Here is a 21,749-nt window from a genome sequence, read left to right on the forward strand (position 1 = left end):
AGGTCTGCTTCTGTTTAGCATTACCTGGACCTGCGCATGCTCTCACGTCATACACGCCGTTGGCCGATGCGCCAACTGATCGCTGCTTCCAGCGTCATTCTTTTAGTCGCCTGCGCAGAGAAACCTACCGCAGCCGATGCTCAAACCTTGCCTGTGATACCCCCGGCTCCGGCGGTAATCACCAGCGCGCCAGCACCAGCCACTGACACCCCTCTTGTCCAGCCCGCTCAAAGCTTCAGCGAGTGGCAAGCCGATTTCCGCACTCAGGCACTTAAAGCCGGGATCAACCCGCAGGTGTTCGATAACGCCTTTGCCGGTATCACCCCGGACATGAGCGTGATCAAGGCCGACCGCAGCCAACCCGAATTCAGCCGCCCGGTCTGGGAATACCTCGACGGCGCCCTGTCGCCTTTGCGTGTACGCAATGGCCAGCGTTTGCTGGAGCAAAATGCTGAGCTGCTGAGCCGTATCGAACAGCGCTATGGCGTTGATCGCCAGGCGCTGGTCTCGGTTTGGGGCATGGAAAGCAATTTTGGTTCGTTCCAGGGCAACAAGTCGGTTATTCGCTCCCTGGCGACCCTGGCCTATGAAGGGCGTCGCCCGGAGTTCGCCCAAAGCCAATTGATCGCGGCGCTGAAGATTATTCAGGAAGGCGACATAAGCCCCGATAAAATGCTCGGCTCATGGGCTGGCGCAATGGGCCAGACCCAGTTTATCCCCACCACCTATGAAACCCACGCGGTGGATTTCGATGGCGATGGCCGTCGTGACATCTGGAACAGTTCGGCTGATGCCCTGGCCTCGACTGCCCATTACCTGCAAAGCTCGGGCTGGAAACAAGGCCAACCGTGGGGCTTTGAAGTTACGCTGCCTGCCGGATTTGACTATGCCCTGGCAGATGGCGCGATCAAAAAGAGCGTTGCACAATGGCGGCAGTTAGGCGTCACCGTACCGGCCAGCGCCGCTGGTTCTGATCAGGCAAGCGCCACCCTGCTGCTGCCTGCGGGCTATCGTGGCCCTGCGTTTTTGGTGCTGGATAACTTCCGCGCCATCCTGCGCTATAACAATTCATCGTCCTATGCACTGGCCGTGGGCTTGTTGTCTCAGCGCTTCGGCGGTGGCGGGACCATTTTGGCCGACTGGCCAAAAGACGACCGACCGCTGAGCCGCTCCGAACGAGTTGAGCTGCAAATGCTGTTGAGCCAGCGCAATTACGATGCGGGCAATGCGGACGGCATTATCGGCGCCAATACCCGCAAAGCGATTCGCAGCGCCCAGCAAGCCATGGGCTGGCCAGCAGATGGCTACCCGAGTCACAAGTTGCTGGAGAGCTTGCGCAGCCGGTAAGACTGTTGGCTCACCCCAACCCTCTCCCTCAGGAGAGGGTTGGGGTGAGGGGCTTTAGATTTTGCCTTTTACAACAACAGCCTGCTCAAGTACCAACTGTTGCCTGTCCGCATCCAGGCGCACCAGCGCGCCCATAGGCAACGTCAGGTTCGGATCGCAATGCCCACTGCGCCAGCCAGACAACACTGGAATACCCAACCCGCCCAGTTCCTGAGTCAGCAACCGCTCCAGCGCCAGCACATCAACCCCGGCCACATCCCCCACCAGAACACCACGCAACCTGTCGAGCTTGCCTGCCAGACGCAAATGAGTCAGCAGACGATCAATCCGGTACAACGGCTCGTTGACGTCTTCGATAAACAGAATGATGTCTTCACTGTCCAGCTCAAACGCTGTGCCCATAGTGGCGCAGATCATCGACAGGTTACCGCCCAGCAAACGGCCAGTGGCGCAGCCCGGTGCAATGGTGGTCAGCGGCCAGGCCTCCGGATGCTCCAGCACCGGCGGTTGCAGCCCGCTTAGCATGCGCAGTAATGAGGACTCGGTAGGCGGTTGCTTGTTGCCCAGCAGATCGGCGTTAAGCATTGGCCCGTGAAAGGTCACAAAGCCCGCATAACGAGTGATCGCCAGATGCAGCGCGGTGATATCGCTGTAGCCAACAAATGGCTTGGGATGACCGCGTAGAAGCTCAAAATCGATGCCATCGAGCAAGCGCGGACTGCCATAGCCGCCGCGCAGGCAGAAAATGGCATCGATGCTGTCATCGGCAAAAGCGTTATGCAGGTCGCGCAAACGCTCTGCATCAGAACCGGCCAGATAACCATCCCTTTGCCACACCCCCGGAAAGACCCGCAGCTGGTAGCCGCGTGCATGCATCCATTGGGTCGCGAGGTTCAGATCAAGTTCGCCGGGACCTGCCGGGGCGATCAGGGCGATCACCCCGCCAGCGGGCAACGCGGGCACCGCGCTGTGGGCCTTGAAAGACACTGGCGCGGTGAGCCGGTTGTTCATGGGGTCAGGCACTCACCAGCATGGATTTGACCAGCTTGGCTTGTTCGTCTGCGTGGTACGAGGAACGTACCAGCGGGCCGGATGCCACGTTTTTGAAGCCCATTTTGTAGCCTTCTTCGGCAAACCAGGCGAACACGTCCGGGTGCACAAAGCGCTGAACCGGCAAGTGGCTTCGCGACGGCTGCAAGTACTGGCCCAGGGTCAGCATGTCGATGTCGTGTTCGCGCATGCGCTTCATCACTTCGATCACTTCTTCGTCCGTCTCGCCCAGACCCAGCATCAGGCCGGATTTGGTCGGGATATGCGGCATCATCTGCTTGAAGCGTTGCAGCAGGGTCAGCGACCACTGATAGTCGGAACCAGGACGCGCAGCCTTGTACAAGCGTGGTACGGTTTCAAGGTTGTGATTGAACACGTCTGGCGGCTCGGCTGCGGTGATTTCCAGCGCAACGTCCATACGACCACGGTAATCCGGGACCAGGGTTTCCAGCAACACACCCGGCGACAGCTTGCGGATCTCGCGGATGCAGTCGGCAAAGTGCTGGGCACCACCATCACGCAGGTCGTCGCGGTCTACCGAGGTGATCACCACGTACTTAAGGCGCAGATCGGCGATGGCAACCGCCAGGCTTTCTGGCTCATTGACGTCCAGTGGCTTCGGACGGCCGTGACCCACGTCGCAGAACGGGCAGCGACGGGTGCAGATATCGCCCATGATCATAAAGGTCGCAGTGCCACCGGAGAAACACTCACCCAGGTTCGGGCAGGAGGCCTCTTCGCACACGCTGTGCAGCTTGTGTTTGCGCAGCAGGGACTTGATACGGTCGACTTCAGGCGAAACCGGAATGCGTACACGAATCCAGTCAGGCTTCTTCGGCAGTTCGGTGGTCGGAATGATCTTTACCGGGATGCGCGCAACCTTTTCGGCACCGCGCAACTTGACGCCGGTCTCAACCTTGGAACGGGCCTCGCTGGCGCGGGCTGCACGTTCTGAGATATCCAGCGTTGGGATCAGGGTTTGAACAGCGTCTTGCGCAGTAGTCATATCAATCGATTCCGCCCGTCAGGGTCGTCTGCTCAGCATAGTCGAGGTGTTTGACGAGCTGCGCACGCAGCCGGGCACCTACCTCGGCAAATTCAATCGGCCCTGCATGGTCACGTAGCTGGGTCATCGCCAGCCCCGCATAACCACAGGGGTTAATCCGTCGAAACGGTTCCAGGTCCATGTCCACATTCAGGGCCAGACCGTGGAAGGAGCAGCCATTGCGTATGCGCAGCCCCAGAGAGGCGATTTTCGCGCCATCAACATATACGCCCGGCGCATCGGCCTTGGCGGCAGCGCTCACGCCATAGCTGGCAAGCAGCTCGATCAGGCACTGTTCCATCCGCGTGACCAGCTCACGTACGCCATAGCCCAACCGGCGCACATCAAGCATCAGGTAAGCAACCATCTGGCCAGGGCCATGATAGGTCACCTGGCCGCCGCGATCAGACTTCACCACCGGGATATCACCCGGCAGCAGCAGATGCTCGGCCTTGCCTGCCTGGCCTTGGGTAAACACCGGCGGATGCTGCACCAGCCAGACTTCGTCTTGCGTGTCCGGCTCAAGCTTGCGCTCGTCGGTGAAACGTTGCATCGCCAGCCAGGTACGCTCGTAGTCAAGCAGGCCCAGCTCGCGAATACCCAAGACTTGCGACATCACAACACCATATGTACGAAGCCGGTGGCCCGCAATTCGCTGTTGATGTTGTAGAGCTGGTCCTGATCCGTTGCCACGATATGCAACTGGATTGTCGTGTACTTGCCGTTGGTGCTCTGGCGTTCATCAACACGATCATCGTTGACCGTCGCGTGTTTCTTGACGATATCGATGATCTTGTCCTTATTGCCCACACCCGTGTCGCTGATTACCTTAACCGGGTAATCCACGTTGGGGAATTCGATCTTTGGCGCCTTTACTTCGGTTTCGCTCATGGCGTATTGGCCTCGTAAGCCCGGAACAACAAAGGTGCCCCCGCACAGGATGGGCGCGGGGTCACACAGGTGGGTGCAATCAGTTGAACAACCCGTAGAAGAATAGACGGATGCTATCCCACACGCGTCGGAAAATACCACCTTCCTCAACGGGTTCAAGTGCGATCAGGTCGGCACTGTGCACAACCTTGTCATCGAGCTTGACCTCAACCTTGCCGATCACATCGCCTTTGGCAATAGGGGCCATCAGTTGCGGGTTCATGGTCATGCTTGCGGCCAGCTTTTTCAATTGGCCTTTAGGCAGGGTCATGGTCAGGTCTTCAGCCAGACCGGCTTTAACCTGATTGGTGGTGCCTTTCCACACAGGTGCTTGAGCCAGCTCAACACCCTTCTGGTAGAAGGTCTGGGTTTCGAAGAAGCGGAAACCGTAGGTCAGCAGCTTCTGGGTCTCGGCAGCACGAGCTGTTTCGCTGTTGGTGCCGAACACTACCGCGATCAGGCGCATGCCATCACGCACGGCCGAAGACACCATGCAGTAGCCGGCTTCGTCAGTGTGACCGGTTTTCAGACCGTCAACGGTCTTGTCACGCCACAGCAACAGGTTGCGGTTAGGCTGCTTGATACCGTTCCAGAAGAACTCTTTCTGCGAGTAGATCGCGTAGTGAGTCGGGTCTTCGTGGATGATGGCGCGGGCCAGCAACGACATATCGTGGGCCGACGAGTAATGATCCGGGTTCGGCAGGCCGGTCGGGTTCATGAAGTGGCTGTTGGTCATGCCCAACTCGGCCGCTGTCTTGTTCATCATGTCGGCAAAGGCATCTTCGCTGCCGGCAATGTGCTCGGCCAGGGCAACACTGGCGTCGTTACCCGACTGGATGATGATGCCGTGCAGCAGGTCGCTGACCGATACCTGGGTACCCACCTTGATGAACATCCGCGAACCACCGGTGCGCCATGCGTTTTCGCTGACGGTTACCGGGTCGTTTTCACCGATCTGGCCACGACGGATTTCCAGGGTCGCGATGTAAGCGGTCATCAGCTTGGTCAGGCTGGCTGGCGGCAGACGCTGGTCGCCGTTGTTCTCGACCAGCACGTTACCGCTGCTGGCTTCCATCAGAACATAGGACTTGGCTGCAAGTTGTGGCGGCGACGGCATCATCTCGGCTGCCCAGGCGGCAGGAGTGATGATCAGCGGTACTAGCAGGCACAGGCGTTTGGCAAAGGTGGTGATGTTCATCCGTCTCTCGAAGTTGTTAATGGAAACTTACCCTCGCGGGCAAAACTGTACAGGCAGTCGTTTGACTGACTGCCGCGTATTCAGTTGCAGTCCCTGCCCCTGGAAGGGCTTTTATTCTTGACCTCTGCAACTGCGTTTGCGCCCTGAATGCTCAGGGCGCAACGCTTGGTCCGGTGTTACTGATCCGACGTTACAACGCTCGGCTGGCCCAGATTGGCCAGGCGCACGCTGTTTTGCGTTTGTGCCACTTCACCCGCCGAGGCTATAGGCCCCAGACGCACGCGGTGCAAGGTTTGCTGATTGCGCACAATCGAGCTGATAAATACGGGTGTGCTGACCATGCCACTGAGTTTGGAACGAAGCAACTCGGCGGCGTCCGGATTGGCAAACGCGCCTACTTGCAAATAGGTACCCTGGCCCTTGACCATCGGACTGACCGGCACCACATCGGCGGCATGCTGCTGGGCGGGTGGCGTCCATTGCTCGACCTTGCCGGTAGACACGGTCGGGCCAGTATTCTGGGCCATTTTCGGCTCGTTGAGCATCAACGGCGCCGGGCGCCCACGTTGCGCCCACCAGGCTTGCGGGTCAATGCCTTCAACCTTGACCCGGGCCGTACCGGTCTCGGCATAACCCAGTTTTTTGGCGGCAGCGTAGGACAAGTCGATGATGCGATCCGAATAAAACGGACCACGGTCGTTGACCCGCAGGATTACGGCCTTGCCGTTATCGAGGTTGGTCACCTTGACGTAGCTGGGCAGCGGCAGGGTCTTGTGCGCCGCACTCATGCCATACAGGTCATAAACCTCGCCATTGGCGGTGTTCTGGCCGTGGAACTTGGTGCCGTACCAGGACGCCGTGCCCGAAGCCACATAGGTCTTGGACTCTTGCATCGGGAAATAGGTCTTACCCAGCACCGAGTATGGCGCGGCCTTGTAAGGCCCGGTGTGCAGGGTCGGCGTGGCGTCGGGGATGCGCGACACGTCGACATCCCACCACGGTGCGCCGTCCTTGTGGGCACGGTTGATGTCCAGGCCCGGTTTGGAACTGACCCCGGTCGATGTTTGCGGGGTCGTCGTGCGGCTGTTCGAGCAGCTCACCAGCAGCAACGCCACAGCGGCGCAGGCAGCGAGTTTCAACGGTGTGCGGGTCGCTAGAAACGGCATTACTTGTTGCCCCGTGCTTGAACCAGCAGATCGGACAGTTGGTGCACTGCCATGGCGTACATCACGCTGCGGTTATAGCGCGTGATCGCATAAAAATTCTTCAGCCCCATCCAGTATTCAGGGCCATCGGCGCCTTCAAGACGGAACGCAGTAACCGGCATGTCGTCGCGCAGCGCATCATGACTCGACCAGCCCAGCGCTCGCAACTCCCCGACGGTCTTGACCGGTTCAATGCCCTGGGTCAGGCCTTCATCGACGCGATCGCCGCGCACATCGGCGCGAATCACCACCGGCTCGCCACCTACCCAGCCATGACGCTTGAAGTAGCTGGCAACGCTGCCGATGGCATCGTCCGGGTTGCTCCAGATATTGATATGGCCATCACCGTCGAAGTCCACGGCATAAGCGCGAAAGCTGCTCGGCATAAACTGTGGCAAGCCCATCGCCCCGGCATAGGAGCCTTTGAGTGTCAGCGGGTCGACCTGTTCTTCGCGGGTCAACAGCAGGAACTCACGCAGTTCCTTGCGGAAGAATTCGGCACGCGGCGGATAATCGAAGCCCAGGGTCGACAATGCGTCGATCACCCGGTAATTGCCGGTATTGCGGCCGTAAAAGGTTTCAACGCCAATGATCGATACAATCACCTGGGCTGGCACACCGTATTCCTGCTCGGCGCGGGCCAGTACGGCTTCGTGTTCACGCCAGAAATCGACACCACGGGCTACCCGGGCATCAGTCAGAAACATCGGGCCATATTCTTTCCACTGTTTTACCCGCTCGGCCGGGCGCGAAATGGCATCGAGGATGCTCTGCTTGCGCTCGGCCTCGCGGAACACGCCCATCAGTTGCTCACCGGCAAACCCGTAATCGCGGGTCATCTCGCCGACGAACTCGGCCACTTGAGGCGAGCCTTCGTAGTCACCGGCCAGCGCACCCGGCGCTGCCCCGAACAGACCCAACAGGCCTACCCATGGCGCGTATCGAGCGGCCCAGCCACGCATTGCTTGCATTGAATAATTCACCTTAATCAAACTTGTGCGATCCACTTGCGATGCGTGTGAATCGACATCAAAACCCCAAACGCTGACAACAGCGTCACCAGGGAAGTGCCGCCGTAACTGATAAATGGCAATGGCACACCCACTACGGGCAACAAGCCACTGACCATACCGATGTTGACGAAAACGTAAACAAAAAACGTCATGGTCAGGCTGCCCGCCAGCAACTTGCCGAACAGGGTCTGGGCCTGGGCGGTAATCACCAGGCCACGACCGATCAACAGCAGGTATATAAGCAGCAAGGCGCAAATGCCCACCAGGCCGAATTCTTCGCCCATCACAGCAATAATAAAGTCAGTGTGGCTTTCCGGCAGAAAGTCCAGGTGCGACTGGGTACCCAGCAGCCAGCCCTTGCCGAACACCCCGCCCGAACCGATGGCGGCCTTGGACTGGATAATGTTCCAGCCAGTGCCCAGCGGATCGCTTTCGGGGTCGAGAAAGGTCAGTACGCGCTGCTTCTGGTAGTCATGCATCACGAACATCCACATGGCAATTGCCACTGGCACCGTCGCTGCCAGCACGCTGAGGATCCAGCGCCAGCGCAACCCGCCCATAAACAGCACGAACGCACCGCCCGCCAGTACCAGCAGTGCGGTACCCAGGTCAGGCTGACGCACGATCAGGGCAAAGGGCACGCCGATCAGCATCAGGCTGACCGCCACATGCTTGAGCTGCGGCGGCAAGGTTCGCTTGGACAGGTACCAGGCGATGGTCGCCGGCATGAGGATTTTCATGAACTCCGAGGGCTGGAAACGGATCACCCCCGGGATATTGATCCAGCGTGTGGCGCCCATGGCGTTGTGGCCCATGACATCCACCACCACCAGCAACATTACCCCGATCAGATAACCGATCGGCACCCAGCGCGCCATAAAGCGTGGCTCCAGCTGGGCGATGATAAACATCGACACCAGCCCGATGCCGAAGGAGGTCGCCTGCTTGCTCAGCAGGTCCCAGCTTTTGCCGCTGGCCGAATACAGTACAAACAGGCTGCCGGCCGCCAGGGTCAGCAGCAGAATCAGCAGCGGGCCATCGATATGCAGACGCTGCAGCAGCGTGGCACGGCGACGCATCACGTCCTCACTGGAGAGGATGCGGTCAAAATTACTCATCATTGGCCGGAACCTCTGCCTTTACGGGGCCGCCGTACTCGGGTTTGAGCTTGCCGTCTTCACCCAGCAACCAGGCATCCATGACCTTGCGCACCACCGGCGAGGCCACACGACTACCGGCTTCGCCGTTTTCAATCATGACCGACACCGCGATTTGCGGGTTATTGGCCGGGGCAAAGCCGACAAACAAGGCGTGGTCACGGTGACGTTCCTGCACCTTGGAGCGGTCATATTTCTCACCCTGCTTGATCGCTACCACCTGCGCCGTACCACTCTTGCCGGCAATCAGGTATTGCGCACCAACACCCGCCACCCGCGCAGTACCCCGTGCGCCATGCACCACCTGCTGCATGCCGTGGGTGACCTTGGCCCAGTTGGACGGATCACGCAGGACGATATCCGGCACCGGGTCCGGATCGACTGGCGGCACGCCCTCGATGGTCTTGGCCAGGTGCGGACGGATCCACTTGCCCTTGCTGGCAATCAGCGCGGTGGCCTGGGCCAGTTGCAAAGGCGTGGACTGCATATAGCCCTGACCGATACCGAGGATCAGCGTTTCGCCCGGGAACCAGGCCTGGCGCCGGGTTGCCCGCTTCCACTCACGGGACGGCATCAGCCCGGCGGACTCTTCAAACATGTCCAGAGAGACCTTTCGCCCGATACCAAACTGGTTCATGTAGGTGGACAAGCGATCTATCCCCAGCTTGTGGGCCAGGTCATAAAAATAGGTGTCGTTGGAGCGCATGATCGCGGTATCCAGATCGACATAGCCATCACCGGTGCGGTTCCAGTTACGGTATTTGTGATCGTAATTGGGCAACTGGTAATAGCCGGGGTCATACACCCGCGACGAGCCGGTGATCACGCCGCTGTCCAGACCGGCAATCGCCACCGCGGGCTTGATGGTCGAACCCGGCGGATACAGGCCACGCAGGATGCGGTTGAACAACGGCCGGTCAATGGAATCACGCAACTCGGCATAGGCCTTGAAGCTGATACCGGTCACAAACAGGTTGGGGTCGAAACTGGGTTGGCTGACCATGGCCAGCACTTCGCCCGTCATCGGGTTGAGTGCCACTACTGCACCACGACGGCCTGCCAGGGCCTCTTCAGCCGCTTCCTGCAGTTTGATATCGAGGCTGAGCACGATGTCTTTGCCGGGAATCGGATCGGTGCGCTTGAGTACGCGCAGCACGCGACCGCGGGCATTGGTTTCGACCTCTTCGTAACCCACCTGGCCATGCAGCTCGGCTTCGTAGAAACGCTCGATGCCGGTCTTGCCGATATGGTGGGTGCCGCTGTAACTGACCGGATCAAGGGTTTTAAGCTCTTTCTCGTTGATCCGCCCCATATAACCCACCGAGTGCGCAAAATGCGCACCCTGCGGGTAATGACGCACCAACTGCGCCTCCACCTCAAGCCCGGGCAAACGGAACTGGTTTACGGCAATTCGGGCGATCTGCTCTTCGTTTAGCTCAAACAGGATGGGCACCGCCTCAAAAGGCCGCCTTCCCTGCTTCATGCGCTTTTCGAACAGAGCACGATCTTCAGGCGTGAGCCCGAGTATTTCGACAACCAGATCCAGCTCTTGCTGCCAGCCCTTTGAACGCTCACGCGTCATGCTCAGGCTAAAACTGGGACGGTTGTCTGCGATCACCACACCATTGCGGTCAAAAATCAGACCACGCGGGGGAGGCAGCGGCCGCACATGCACCCGGTTGTTTTCTGACAAGGTGGAGTGGTACTCGTACTGCACCACCTGCAAATAGTACAGACGCGCAATCAACGCGCAAATGAGAGCTACAACTACAATTGCGCCGACCACGACTCGGCTACGCACAAGGCGTGCGTCTTTCTCGTGGTCTTTAAGGCGAATCGGCTGGGACATTCAGGGCGCTGAGCTATTTGTGATACGGATGCCCGGACAATACTGTCCAGGCGCGATACAACTGCTCACCGATCAGAATCCTTACCAACGGGTGCGGCAACGTCAACGGCGACAGCGACCAGCGCTGGTCGGCGCGGGCGCAGACTTCCGGCGCCAACCCTTCCGGGCCACCGACCATAAAGTTTACCGTGCGCGAATCCAGGCGCCAGCGGTCAAGCTCAACCGCCAGCTGCTCGGTACTCCACGGTTTGCCGTGCACTTCAAGGGTTACGATCCGCTCACCCGGGCCGACTTTGGACAGCATGGCCTCGCCTTCCTGACGGATGAATCGAGCCACGTCGGCATTCTTGCCACGGGTATTGAGCGGAATTTCCACCAGTTCTAGCGCCAGCTCGGATGGCAGACGCTTGGCATACTCATGCCAGCCTTCTTCCACCCACTTGGGCATACGCGAACCGACAGCGATCAAACGCAGGCGCACGGCGAACCCTTACTCTTGGTCTTTGTTGAGCTTCAGGAAGTGCTCATGGGTGTTTTCCGGGCTGTGGTGAGCAGCGCTGCCTGCACGGCTTTGCTCGGCACCGGCCCACAGGCGCTCCAGGTCGTAGAACTGACGGGCACTGGCAGTCATCATGTGAACGATCACGTCGTCCATGTCCAGCAGTACCCAGTCGCTGTCGCCCTTGCCTTCTTCACCCAGAGGCTTGACGCCCAGAGCCTTCACCGCTTCGCGGATCTTGTCGAGCATCGCGCCGATCTGACGGTTGGAAGTACCGGTGGCGATGATCATGAAGTCAGTGATGCTGTGCTTGTCACGCACGTCGATTACCTGGATGTCCTGGGCCTTGACGTCTTCCAGGGCAGTCACAGCAATTTTGACCAGCTCTTCACCTTTGAGGGGCTCGTTGCTGAAGGTTTTTTCCGGCAGTGGGGCGCTTTTGAATGTGCCTTTGCGCTTTACTTTGCTTACATCTTTGTCAGTCATATAAAACTCGTTTTGCTCGTATGTTCGGGTGTTTCAATACACGTCAATTCGCGCCTTGAAACACACCTTTTTCAGTTCGACGCACGGTAAAGCCCGTGCGCATCGATGTAGGCCAGGACCGCGTCGGGCACCAGGTAACGTACCGACTTACCGCTGGCCAGCAGTTGACGGATCTGGGTGGCGGATACCGCGAGCGGCGTCTGCCAAACGAATGCAATCTGTCCGCTTGCCCCCTTCAGGGCCAGCGGGTCGCTAACCGAGCGCGCTGCCAGCAGGTTGCGCAAGGCATCCGGCGGTTCGCTGTCGGCATCCGGGCGCTGTAGCACCAGGATATGGCAATGCTGGAGCAACTCTTCCCAGCGATGCCACGTGGGCAGGCCGCAAAAAGCGTCCCAACCCAAGAGTAAAAACAGCTGGTCTTGCGCGGCCATCTCGGCCCGCATCAATTCCAGCGTATCGATCGTGTAGGACGGTTTGTCCCTTTGCAGCTCCCGGGCGTCCACTACCAGCGTAGCCACTCCTGCGACTGCGCACTCGACCATCGCCAAACGGTCGTGGGCAGACACCTGCGGGGTATCGCGGTGGGGCGGCCTGGCATTGGGGGTCAGACGCAGCTCGTCGAGCTCCATCATCTCCGCTACTTCAAGGCCGCCACGCAGATGCCCGATATGCACCGGGTCAAAGGTTCCACCCAAGACGCCTATGCGCAGGGGTAACACTTTAACTTTCGGTGCCGACATTGACGCTTTAAGGGCGACCAAGTCAGACCGGCTCCTGACCGCGCAACTGGCCATCACCGACCACGATGTACTTCTCGCAGGTCAGACCTTCGAGACCCACCGGGCCGCGGGCGTGCAGCTTATCAGTAGAAATGCCAATCTCCGCACCCAATCCGTATTCAAATCCATCGGCAAAGCAGGTGGGTGTGTTGAGCATCACGGAACTGGAGTCCACTTCGGCCATAAAACGCCGTGCGTCACCTTGATGTTCGGTCACGATCGAGTCGGTGTGATGGGAACCATGGTGATTGATATGCTCAATCGCCTGGTCCAGCCCGTCAACGATGCGAATCGACAAAATTGCGTCCAGATATTCGGTATTCCAGTCTTCTTCGGTAGCCGCAACCACGTCGATCAACGCCCTGGTGCGTTCGCAACCGCGCAGTTCGACGCCCTTGGCACGAAATTGTTCAGCCATGGCCGGCAAAAAGTCTGCTGCCACAGCCTGATCCACCAGCAAGGTTTCCATCGCCCCGCAAATGCCATAACGGTAGGTTTTGGCATTGAACGCAATGCGCTGAGCCTTGGCCAGATCGGCATGAGCACTGACGTACACATGGCAGATACCGTCCAGGTGCTTGATTACCGGCACCTTGGCATCACGGCTGACACGTTCGATCAGGCCCTTGCCACCGCGCGGCACGATCACATCGACGTACTCGGGCATGGTAATCAGCGCCCCGACAGCGGCACGGTCAGTCACTTCAACCACTTGCACCACGGCTGGCGGCAGGCCAGCTTCGGCCAGGCCGCGCTGGATGCACACGGCTATGGCACGGTTGGAGTGAATCGCCTCGGAACCACCGCGCAGGATGGTGGCGTTCCCTGACTTCAGGCACAGACTGGCAGCATCGATGGTCACGTTCGGACGCGACTCATAGATGATTCCGACTACACCCAACGGCACGCGCATCTTGCCTACCTGAATACCCGAGGGGCGGTAGCTCATGTCGCGGATCGCGCCGATGGGGTCTGGCAGGCTTGCCACCTGACGCAAACCGACAATCATGCTGTCGATGCGGGCAGGGGTCAGCGCCAGACGCTCCAGCATGGCCGGCTCAAGGCCGTTGGCCCGGCCGGCGGCCAGGTCCAGTTCGTTAGCGGCAACCAGCTCCGAACGGGCGGCATCCAGGGCGGCCGCAGCGCCGTGCAAGGCACGGTTTTTCTGCGCCGTACTGGCACGGCCAATCACGCGGGAAGCTTCGCGAGCAGCGCGACCCAGGCGGGTCATGTAGTCAAGAACGGACTCAGTCATGGTCTCAAGGGTCTTGGCAGGGAGGAAAGCGGCCGATTATAGCGGTCCAGCCGCCTTACGCACAGCGGTGGCAGGCGGATGGTCGAAATGGACTACAAATACACTGTGTTCAGCCCCGATTAAGCATGAGTTGCTATTATCTGCGCCTTTTCAGCTATCTACTGACCCTCCTGAAAATGCCAATGATGCTGCCTGACGCCTTTTTCGATCGTGACGCCCAGCTTGTCGCCCGCGAACTGCTGGGCAAAGTCATCCGCCATCGGGTCAACGGCCTGTGGCTCAGCGCACGAATTATCGAAACCGAAGCCTATTACCTCGCCGACAAGGGCAGTCACGCCTCGCTGGGCTACACCGAAAAGCGCAAGGCGTTGTTTCTCGATGGTGGGCATATCTATATGTATTACGCCCGCGGTGGTGACTCGCTGAACTTCAGCGCCCACGGGGCTGGCAATGCGGTGCTGATCAAATCGGCTTACCCGTGGCTGGATGCATTGTCCGGGCCGGACAGCCTGACGCAGATGCAGCTTAATAACCCCGACAGCCAAGGCAACCCGCGTACGGAGCAAAAACTCTGCGCCGGGCAAACCCTGCTGTGCAAGGCGCTAGGCCTGAAGGTGGGCGATTGGGATGCCAAATGTTTCGACCCCGAACGATTGTGGGTCGATGACGTCAGAGAACAACCTTCGCGGATCATCCAGACTACCCGCCTGGGTATCCCCCACGGGCGCGACGAGCATTTGATGTACCGCTTTGTCGATGCTGCTGGCTACGCTGCGTATTGCACGCGCAATCCGCTGCGCCGCGGGCAGGTTGAGGAGCGCGATTTTTTGATTCTGTAATTAAAGCGCCCTCACTCTCTATTTGTATTGCTGCACGAAACTGCTTTTGCCTTTAGCCCCCTCTCCCTCCGGGAGAGGGCTGGGGTGAGGGGCTTTTGATTTTTACCGAATAAGGAAATTGAAACATGGGCCCGTGGCTCGATAGCGTAACTGGCTGGCTCACAGCCAACCCGCAGTGGCTGGGCCTTGCGGTGTTTATAGTGGCGTGCGTGGAGTGCCTGGCAATTGCCGGCATCATCGTTCCCGGTACCGTATTGCTGTTCGCCATTGCCGTCATGGCCGGTAGTGGCGCCTTGTCTCTGGGCGAAACCTTGCTGCTGGGTTTTCTCGGCGGGCTGCTGGGTGACGTGGTGTCTTACGCACTGGGCAGACGTTTCCACCAAAATATCCGGCGTTTGCCGCTGCTACGCACCCACCCTGAATGGATGAACGGCGCCGAGAGTTACTTCCATCGCTACGGCATTGTCAGCCTGCTGATTGGCCGCTTTATCGGCCCATTACGCCCCATGCTGCCAATGGTGGCCGGGATGTGCGACATGCCGATCCCGCGCTTTATCGGTGTCAGCCTGCTGGCCGGTGCAGGCTGGGCCGTGGCCTACCTGCTGCCGGGCTGGGCAACCGGTGCGGCCATTCGCCTGCCATTGCCCGAAGGCTTCTGGCCGCAGGCAGCCATTGTCGCCGTGGGCCTGGCGGCCCTGCTGGGCTTGAGCATCAATGCCAGTATCCGTCGCCAATCCAGGGCCACAGTGCTGATCGGCGCCCTGAGCCTGACTCTGCTACTGGCGGTCTTTATTGGCTATCCGCATATGACCGCCTTCGACCAGGGCATCAATGCCCTGGTACAAGAGCATCGCAGCAGCGCCATGGACACTGCCGCCGTGCTGGTGACGCAAATCGGCAACTTCCGCACGCAGTTTTTGGCGGCGGCACTGGTGTGCATCATTCTGCTATTTACCCGGCAATGGCGGGCGATGTGGTTCTTTGGCGGGGTCACGCTGTTTACCGCGCTGGCCAATACCACAACCAAACACTTTTTCGCCCGGGTACGTCCCGAAGTGCTGGTCGATCCGCTGACCAGCTACAGCATGCCCAGCGGCCACAGCTCAGGCGCCTTTGCGTTTTTTGTCGCCATGGCGATTCTGGCCGGGCGCAATCAGCCGCAGCGCATGCGTGTGACCTGGGTATTGCTGGGCTGCCTGCTGGCGATCACCGTGGCCATGTCGCGGGTGTATCTGGGCGCTCACTGGCCAACAGACATCACCGCTGGCGCACTGCTCGCCATTACCGTCAACGCCTTCGCCCTGGCATTGAGCCAACGATTTATGCCGCTGGAGCCAATCCCGCAAAAAATCTGGTGGCTGATTTTGCCGTCAATCACCGCGCTCTACGGCTTTTTCATGCTCGGGCACTTGTCCAAAGAACTGCTGCGCTACGCATACTGACATCAGTTGAGCGCTTCGCCCTGGATCTCATCAAGCAGTACTTGAATCCCGTCCAGACGCTGCTGCGGGTCATTGACCTGCAGCAGCTCGATCTTGTCCGCTTCAGCAAAGGGCAACAGGTACGCCAGTTGATTGGCCAATGACTGCTGACCTGCCACCTCGGTATTCATGTTCAGGGCCGCCACCATCGGATGCTCGGCCAGGGCCTTGAGCAGAGCCAGCAAGTCCTGGTCTTCTTCCTGCAAGGGCTGCTCGGGCACTTCGTCCAGCCACTCGACCTGCGCGACCAGTAATTGATCACGCTGCAAATCAGTGCTCAGCACCTCAAAGCGCCGCCCGCCTTCAACGCGAATCCCCAGCAGGCCGTTATCCTGCTTCTGAAAATCGCGGATAAGGGCTTCACAGCCAACCCCGGCAATATCCTGGGGCGCACTGCCCACCTCGCGACCATCCAGGATACACACCACACCGAAGCCTGTGCCCTGCTTCATGCAGCGGGCAATCATGTCCAGATAGCGCGCTTCAAAAATCTGCAAATCCAGTACGCAGCCCGGAAACAGCACCGTATTCAAAGGAAACAGCGGCAATGTCATAGCTTCACCCTTACACCACGAGGGTCACGGCCAACGGCAAGAAGACCGCTGTGCCCACACCCATCAGACTCATCGCCAACGCCGCAAAGGCGCCACACTCTTCACTTTCCTGCAGGGCCACAGAAGTGCCAACCGCATGGGCCGTCATGCCCAGTGCCATACCCCGCGCCTCCGGGCTATGGACCCCGAGCAGGCGCAACAGGCCCGGCCCGCAAATCGCCCCGATCACCCCGGTAATCAGCACAAACACCGCCGCCAGCGCAGCAACACCACCGATCTGCTCGGCCACCAGCATGGCAATCGGCGAGGTGACGGACTTGGGCGCCAGGGTCATCAGCATCATATGCTCGGCCCCGAACCACCAGGCCAGGCCCACCACCAGCGCGGTGGCAAACACGCCCCCAATCACCAGCGTAGTAAAAATGGGCCAGAACAGCTGCCGGATTCGCCGCAGGTTCAGGTACAAGGGTACCGCCAGGGCCACGGTCGCCGGGCCCAGCAAAATACTCAGAATATCTGTGCTTTTGCGGTACTCGGCGTAGCTCAAGCCACAACTGAGCAGCACCCCGATCACCAGCAGCATCGAGGCCAGCACTGGCTGCAAGAAGATCCAGCGGGTTTTCTCGTAGGCCGCGAGCACCAGTTGATAAGCACCCAGGGTGATACCGATACCAAACAACGGATGATGGATGACTGACTCCCAGGCCCCTTGCCATTCAACAGTCATGGCCGCTCCTCAGGATGGTTGTGATGCTTGAGCAGGCGCTGCATCAACACCCCGACAAAGGCCATGGAGATCAACAATGACAGTACCAGCGCGCCGACAATGGCCCAGAAGTCGGCCGCAATATCAGCGGCATACACCATCACCCCCACCGCAGGCGGCACCAGCAGCAAGGGCAGATAACGCAGCAGCCCGCTGGCAGCCTGACTCAATGGCTCGCTGACCTGACCACGGGCGATCAAAAAGCCCAGGAGCAACAACAACCCGATAATGGGCCCGGGCAACACGGGGATGAACAAGTGATTGAGGGCCGTGCCAAGCAATTGAAACAGCACCAGCCATGTCAAGCCGCGTAACAACATCTCACCTCTCCAGCCATTATTTTGTTGTGCCGCATTATAAGCACGTCCTGCCGACCACCGGCATGGCCCGGCCTTGTCGACTTTGGTTTAGCCCCACACATGAATAGCATCGATGTTTCATCTGAGCCTATAGACACCCTCCACTGCTGCGGCATACTCGCAGGCTTAATTATCCGGATCCAGCTATGCGCCCATTTGCCCCCCTAGCTTTAACCCTGCTGCTGACGGCCTGTGGTGACGGTGAATCACTGTTGCCGCCCGACGCACGCCTGCCCGATGGCGGGCGCTACCGGGGCGAAGTGGTCAATGGGTTGCTGCAAGGCCAGGGCCGTATCGACTACCCCAACGGCAGTTGGTACGCCGGCGACTTCAAAAATGGCCTGTGGCACGGCCAGGGCGAATGGCACGCCAGCAATGGTGACGTCTATCGCGGCGGCTTCGAGCACGGCCAGTGGAGCGGCCAGGGCAGCCTGACCACCCATGACAGCACCTATGTCGGTGGCTTCAAGCAGGGCCGGCGCGAAGGGGAAGGCACGCTCAAGGAAGGCGCCATGAGCTATCGCGGCGAATTCAAGGATGACCAGTTCTCGGGGGACGGCCACCTTGAGCTGGAAGACGGCAGCCAGTACCAGGGTCAGTTTGCCCACGGCAAGCCCCATGGCGAAGGCAAGCGCAGCGATGCCAGCGGCAACGAATTCAGCGGCCAGTTCGTCAATGGCGAGTTGGAGGGGAATGGCGTCTTCAACAGTGCTGATGGCGACCAGTACGAAGGTGCATTCAAGCACAACCAGCTGAACGGCAAAGGTCGCTATGAAAATGCCGACGGCGATGTGTGGATCGGCGAATTCAAGGACGGTGCACTGACCGGCAAGGGCGAGCTGATCGGCATCGACGGCAGCCACTATCGCGGCCTGTTCAGCGAATGGCGCTTCAATGGTCCCGGCCACTTGAGCATGGCTGACGGCAGTAGCTATGACGGCGAGTTCGTCGCTGACACTTATCACGGCCAAGGCACTCTGACCCTCAGCGACGGTACGGTACAAAGCGGTCTGTGGCGCAATGGCCAGCTAGTGCGCGATGCCAAGGGCAATTTGCTGCCCGACCCGCTGGAACTGGGGCTGCTCAACCAGGGCACGCTGCTCAACGAGGCGCTGGCCAGCGTTGCGCCCTCCACACCGGCCATTGAGCTGTACAGCCTGGTGCTGGCGGGCGACGGCAAGCAAAGTGTATTCAAGCGCGAAGCCGACTACGTCAACGACATGCTCGCCAGCCGTTTTGGCAGCCGCGGCCAGATCACCCTGGTCAACCACCGCGACCATCTGCTCGACCGTCCCATGGCCACCCGCGAAAACCTGCACCGCGCCGCCAAAACACTGGCTGAACGCAGCGGACCGGAAGATCTGATTTTTATCTACCTCACCAGCCATGGCACCCAGGAACACGAACTGGTGCTCGACCAGCCGCGCCTGGAACTGGCAGACCTGCCCGCCGACGAACTGGCCACAGCGCTGGCCCCGTTGAAAAACCGCGACAAGATCATCGTGATTTCGTCCTGCTACTCGGGTGGTTTTATCCCCGCACTTAAAGATGATAAAACCTTGATCATGACCGCATCACAAGCTGATCGCGTGTCCTTTGGCTGCTCGGAAGAAGCCGACTTCACCTATTTCGGTAACGCTCTTTTCGCCCAGGCACTCAACCAGACCGACGACCTGCAAAAAGCCTTTAAACTGGCCACACAGTACGTCGCCGAACGCGAACAGGCTGATGGCTACGAGCCATCCGAGCCACAAATATGGGCGCCAAAAGGCGTTCTGGCCCACTGGCAACGTTTACGTCAGCAACAAGCAAAACAGGCTTTGCAGTAAGCAAATAAACCTGGAATGACTAAGCTGAATGTATCGAGGGAGAAACACTATGCACTTGACGCCTTCACATATCCTGCTCGCTGGAGCCACCGGTCTGACGGGTGAATTGCTGCTCGACCGCCTGCTCAATGAGCCGACCATCACCCGCGTCCTTGCCCCTTCGCGCAAGCCATTGGCGGCACATCCGCACCTGGAAAACCCGGTCGGCGACCCCGCTGTGTTCCTGCCACAACTCAGTGGCCGGGTTGATGTGGCCTTCTGCTGCCTGGGCACCACGATCAAACAGGCGGGGTCGGAAGCGGCCTTCCGCGCAGTCGACCACGACATGGTGGTGGCCTTCGCCAAGCGCGCCCGAGAAATGGGCGCACGGCACCTGATTGTGGTCAGCGCCATTGGCGCCGACCCCAAGTCCTCGGTGTTCTATAACCGGGTCAAGGGTGAGATGGAGCAATCGTTGCGCGCCCAGGACTGGCCACAGCTAACCATCGCCCGTCCTTCGCTGCTGCTTGGGGATCGCGTTGAACCACGTCTCGCCGAACAAATTGCCGGGCCGTTGTCCAAGTTGCTTCCGGGTAAATACCACGGTATCGAAGCTTGCCAACTGGCCCGAGCACTATGGCGCCTGGCGCTGGAAGAACAGGATGGGGTGCGGGTAATAGAGTCGGATGAACTGAGGCGGCTGGGCAAGTAGCTGCACCTGCCTGCTATTTATGTTCTTGCCCGGCGAGCCCCCACCTCGCCGGCATTTTAAATGCACTAGCCCGCCACCCTCTCATTACGCCGCCTTCGTACACCAAAACTTTACTTCCACCCCTGCGCCAAGCGAGCGCCGCCTGCACTTAACGCCGCAACCACTGCAATTGACAAACAACTAAGATATAACTAACTTATCAATTCATTCTGTATTTTATATCTACCATCACAACATTACCAACACGACCCACCCTTTAAACCACGGAACTTTCATACAACGCTTAAGCCCAAGATGACAATCCCATCCGAAACAACTCACACACTTTGCACCCAGCACATACTCAAACACACAACCTTACCTACAGACATCAAACTCTCCACCCTCTCACAATGAGCACCCCAAATCACTTAAAAGCAATTAAACATCATGAAAAAACTAGCACTGATATCAACCTTTGCTGCGCTGTCATCCCTCTACCCAATGGCTCACGCAGCAAGTTCCGGCATCATTAGTTTTACAGGCTCCATCACCAACTCTACCTGCACGGTAAACGCTAGCGCTGCAGGAACGGCAGCCACTATCATAGTGCCCATGGGTATTGTTTCCATCAATGAACTGGGCACGGGATCAGGGACAAACTTCGGTTCGACCAAATCCATTTCACTGACCATTAACTGCCCCAACATAACCGGCCTGACTTCCGTATCTGCACAATTTACTCCCAACTCAAGTGGCAGCGGCATCAATAACGTGGACTCTCGCCTGCTCAAAACAGTCGGGACTGCTACAGGTGTCGGCATAGGAATTATCGACTCCAACAACAGCTTGATAAACCTCAATGAGCTGGCCTCTTCGTCACCGAAAGCACTCACGGCTGGCCTGGGCACTACAGGTTCAGCAACGATCAACCTTCGGGCAGCTTACATCCGCGCCGTTTCAGGTTCTGGCGACCCGGCTCCAGGCACAGCAAATGGCACACTGCCATTTACTTTGACATTCCTATAACTCCATTTAATAGCGGCAGTCGCCTATAGCCCTTTTACTTTAACGCCAAGAGTACTTATCTACATGCATGGCATAACCCTGCGCAACATTATTTACGGACTATTACTACTGGCTGGCTATAACAGTGCACATGCCGCTATTTCCCTTAGTTCTACCCGCCTTATTTTTGATGAGGCCAGTAAAGAAGCCAGCATCACCAGCCACAATGCCGGAACCCAGGAAATTTTGCTTCAGTCCTGGCTGGAATATGAAAACAAAGCAGCCAAGGACATCCCCTTTATCATTACCCCCACGCTGGCACGTTTGAAGGCTGGGCGGTTGCAGGAGCTGAGTGCAACACGGTTATTGAATTGAAGCCGGAGCATCATGCCGCATAGCCAAGGCTTCCTGCATCACCTCTCCCATGACT

At 58.8% G+C, this 21,749-nt stretch carries 23 protein-coding genes; 7 read left to right on the forward strand and 16 right to left on the reverse strand.

What is annotated here, in order from left to right; translation table 11 throughout:
- Positions 1-36 precede the first annotated feature (36 nt).
- Complete coding sequence (locus ACZRMH_RS23660; RefSeq protein WP_464015529.1) at positions 37-1,347, forward strand: lytic murein transglycosylase; 1,311 nt, start codon at positions 37-39, stop codon at positions 1,345-1,347.
- 54 nt (positions 1,348-1,401) lie between these two features.
- Here the strand turns inward: ACZRMH_RS23660 and ACZRMH_RS23665 are convergent, their stop codons facing one another.
- The 13 genes from ACZRMH_RS23665 to ACZRMH_RS23725 form a co-directional block, all read right to left on the reverse strand.
- Positions 1,402-2,358, reverse strand: a complete 957-nt coding sequence (locus ACZRMH_RS23665) for a S66 peptidase family protein (RefSeq protein ID WP_464015530.1) — start codon at positions 2,356-2,358, stop codon at positions 1,402-1,404.
- A 4-nt stretch (positions 2,359-2,362) separates the two neighbouring features.
- Positions 2,363-3,403, reverse strand: a complete 1,041-nt coding sequence (gene lipA, locus ACZRMH_RS23670; protein WP_464015531.1) for a lipoyl synthase — start codon at positions 3,401-3,403, stop codon at positions 2,363-2,365.
- A gap of 1 nt (position 3,404) precedes the next feature.
- A complete protein-coding gene (gene lipB / locus ACZRMH_RS23675) occupies positions 3,405-4,058 on the reverse strand; it encodes a lipoyl(octanoyl) transferase LipB (protein ID WP_464015532.1) in 654 nt (217 codons plus the stop codon).
- Positions 4,058-4,333, reverse strand: coding sequence for a DUF493 domain-containing protein (locus ACZRMH_RS23680; protein ID WP_464015533.1), 276 nt, complete (start codon positions 4,331-4,333; stop codon positions 4,058-4,060). The genes lipB and ACZRMH_RS23680 overlap by 1 nt, the downstream gene beginning before the upstream one ends.
- Before the next feature lie 79 nt (positions 4,334-4,412).
- Positions 4,413-5,570, reverse strand: a complete 1,158-nt coding sequence (locus ACZRMH_RS23685; RefSeq protein ID WP_464015534.1) for a D-alanyl-D-alanine carboxypeptidase family protein — start codon at positions 5,568-5,570, stop codon at positions 4,413-4,415.
- 176 nt (positions 5,571-5,746) lie between these two features.
- On the reverse strand, positions 5,747-6,736 hold the full coding sequence (locus ACZRMH_RS23690) for a septal ring lytic transglycosylase RlpA family protein (protein ID WP_464015535.1): 990 nt from the start codon (positions 6,734-6,736) through the stop codon (positions 5,747-5,749).
- Complete coding sequence (gene mltB, locus ACZRMH_RS23695) at positions 6,736-7,746, reverse strand: lytic murein transglycosylase B (protein WP_464015536.1); 1,011 nt, start codon at positions 7,744-7,746, stop codon at positions 6,736-6,738. The genes ACZRMH_RS23690 and mltB overlap by 1 nt, the downstream gene beginning before the upstream one ends.
- A gap of 17 nt (positions 7,747-7,763) precedes the next feature.
- Positions 7,764-8,867 carry a rod shape-determining protein RodA gene (gene rodA, locus ACZRMH_RS23700; protein WP_261742363.1) on the reverse strand — a complete coding sequence of 368 codons (1,104 nt, stop codon included), beginning with the start codon at positions 8,865-8,867 and terminating at the stop codon, positions 7,764-7,766.
- A gap of 31 nt (positions 8,868-8,898) precedes the next feature.
- Positions 8,899-10,794, reverse strand: coding sequence for a penicillin-binding protein 2 (mrdA, locus tag ACZRMH_RS23705; protein ID WP_464015537.1), 1,896 nt, complete (start codon positions 10,792-10,794; stop codon positions 8,899-8,901).
- Between the two features lie 13 nt (positions 10,795-10,807).
- Positions 10,808-11,275 carry a 23S rRNA (pseudouridine(1915)-N(3))-methyltransferase RlmH gene (gene rlmH / locus ACZRMH_RS23710; RefSeq protein ID WP_464015538.1) on the reverse strand — a complete coding sequence of 156 codons (468 nt, stop codon included), beginning with the start codon at positions 11,273-11,275 and terminating at the stop codon, positions 10,808-10,810.
- 9 nt (positions 11,276-11,284) lie between these two features.
- Positions 11,285-11,779, reverse strand: coding sequence for a ribosome silencing factor (gene rsfS / locus ACZRMH_RS23715; RefSeq protein WP_464015539.1), 495 nt, complete (start codon positions 11,777-11,779; stop codon positions 11,285-11,287).
- Positions 11,780-11,850: 71 nt separating this feature from the next.
- On the reverse strand, positions 11,851-12,519 hold the full coding sequence (nadD, locus tag ACZRMH_RS23720) for a nicotinate-nucleotide adenylyltransferase (protein ID WP_464015549.1): 669 nt from the start codon (positions 12,517-12,519) through the stop codon (positions 11,851-11,853).
- Between the two features lie 22 nt (positions 12,520-12,541).
- A complete protein-coding gene (locus tag ACZRMH_RS23725; protein ID WP_464015540.1) occupies positions 12,542-13,813 on the reverse strand; it encodes a glutamate-5-semialdehyde dehydrogenase in 1,272 nt (423 codons plus the stop codon).
- A 176-nt stretch (positions 13,814-13,989) separates the two neighbouring features.
- On the opposite strand from ACZRMH_RS23725, the gene ACZRMH_RS23730 reads away from it, so the two are divergent.
- Positions 13,990-14,652, forward strand: coding sequence for a DNA-3-methyladenine glycosylase (locus ACZRMH_RS23730; protein WP_464015550.1), 663 nt, complete (start codon positions 13,990-13,992; stop codon positions 14,650-14,652).
- Between the two features lie 125 nt (positions 14,653-14,777).
- A complete protein-coding gene (locus ACZRMH_RS23735) occupies positions 14,778-16,094 on the forward strand; it encodes a bifunctional DedA family/phosphatase PAP2 family protein (protein ID WP_464015541.1) in 1,317 nt (438 codons plus the stop codon).
- 2 nt (positions 16,095-16,096) lie between these two features.
- Here ACZRMH_RS23735 and ACZRMH_RS23740 read toward each other — a convergent pair whose 3' ends face one another.
- The 3 genes from ACZRMH_RS23740 to ACZRMH_RS23750 are packed head-to-tail and all read right to left on the reverse strand — an operon-like array spanning position 16,097 to position 17,773.
- Entirely contained in the window at positions 16,097-16,687 is a 591-nt protein-coding gene (locus ACZRMH_RS23740; RefSeq protein ID WP_464015542.1) for an LON peptidase substrate-binding domain-containing protein, read from the reverse strand.
- A gap of 10 nt (positions 16,688-16,697) precedes the next feature.
- A complete protein-coding gene (locus ACZRMH_RS23745) occupies positions 16,698-17,414 on the reverse strand; it encodes an LrgB family protein (protein ID WP_464015543.1) in 717 nt (238 codons plus the stop codon).
- Positions 17,411-17,773: a CidA/LrgA family protein gene (locus ACZRMH_RS23750; protein ID WP_464015544.1), complete on the reverse strand. Its 363-nt coding sequence runs from the start codon at positions 17,771-17,773 to the stop codon at positions 17,411-17,413. Before ACZRMH_RS23750 ends, ACZRMH_RS23745 begins: the two co-directional genes overlap by 4 nt.
- A 185-nt stretch (positions 17,774-17,958) precedes the next feature.
- Here ACZRMH_RS23750 and ACZRMH_RS23755 point away from each other — a divergent pair, with 185 nt between their 5' ends.
- From ACZRMH_RS23755 to ACZRMH_RS23770, 4 genes are all read left to right on the forward strand, one after another.
- The gene (locus tag ACZRMH_RS23755; RefSeq protein WP_464015545.1) at positions 17,959-19,641 is read left to right on the forward strand and encodes a C13 family peptidase; all 1,683 of its coding nucleotides are present in this window, start codon (positions 17,959-17,961) and stop codon (positions 19,639-19,641) included.
- 49 nt (positions 19,642-19,690) lie between these two features.
- Positions 19,691-20,332: an oxidoreductase gene (locus ACZRMH_RS23760; protein WP_464015546.1), complete on the forward strand. Its 642-nt coding sequence runs from the start codon at positions 19,691-19,693 to the stop codon at positions 20,330-20,332.
- A gap of 429 nt (positions 20,333-20,761) precedes the next feature.
- Entirely contained in the window at positions 20,762-21,340 is a 579-nt protein-coding gene (locus ACZRMH_RS23765) for a fimbrial protein (protein WP_464015547.1), read from the forward strand.
- 63 nt (positions 21,341-21,403) lie between these two features.
- Complete coding sequence (locus ACZRMH_RS23770) at positions 21,404-21,694, forward strand: fimbrial biogenesis chaperone (RefSeq protein ID WP_464015548.1); 291 nt, start codon at positions 21,404-21,406, stop codon at positions 21,692-21,694.
- Positions 21,695-21,749: the final 55 nt, after the last annotated feature.

The sequence above is a fragment of the Pseudomonas sp. B414 genome (assembly GCF_055408445.1).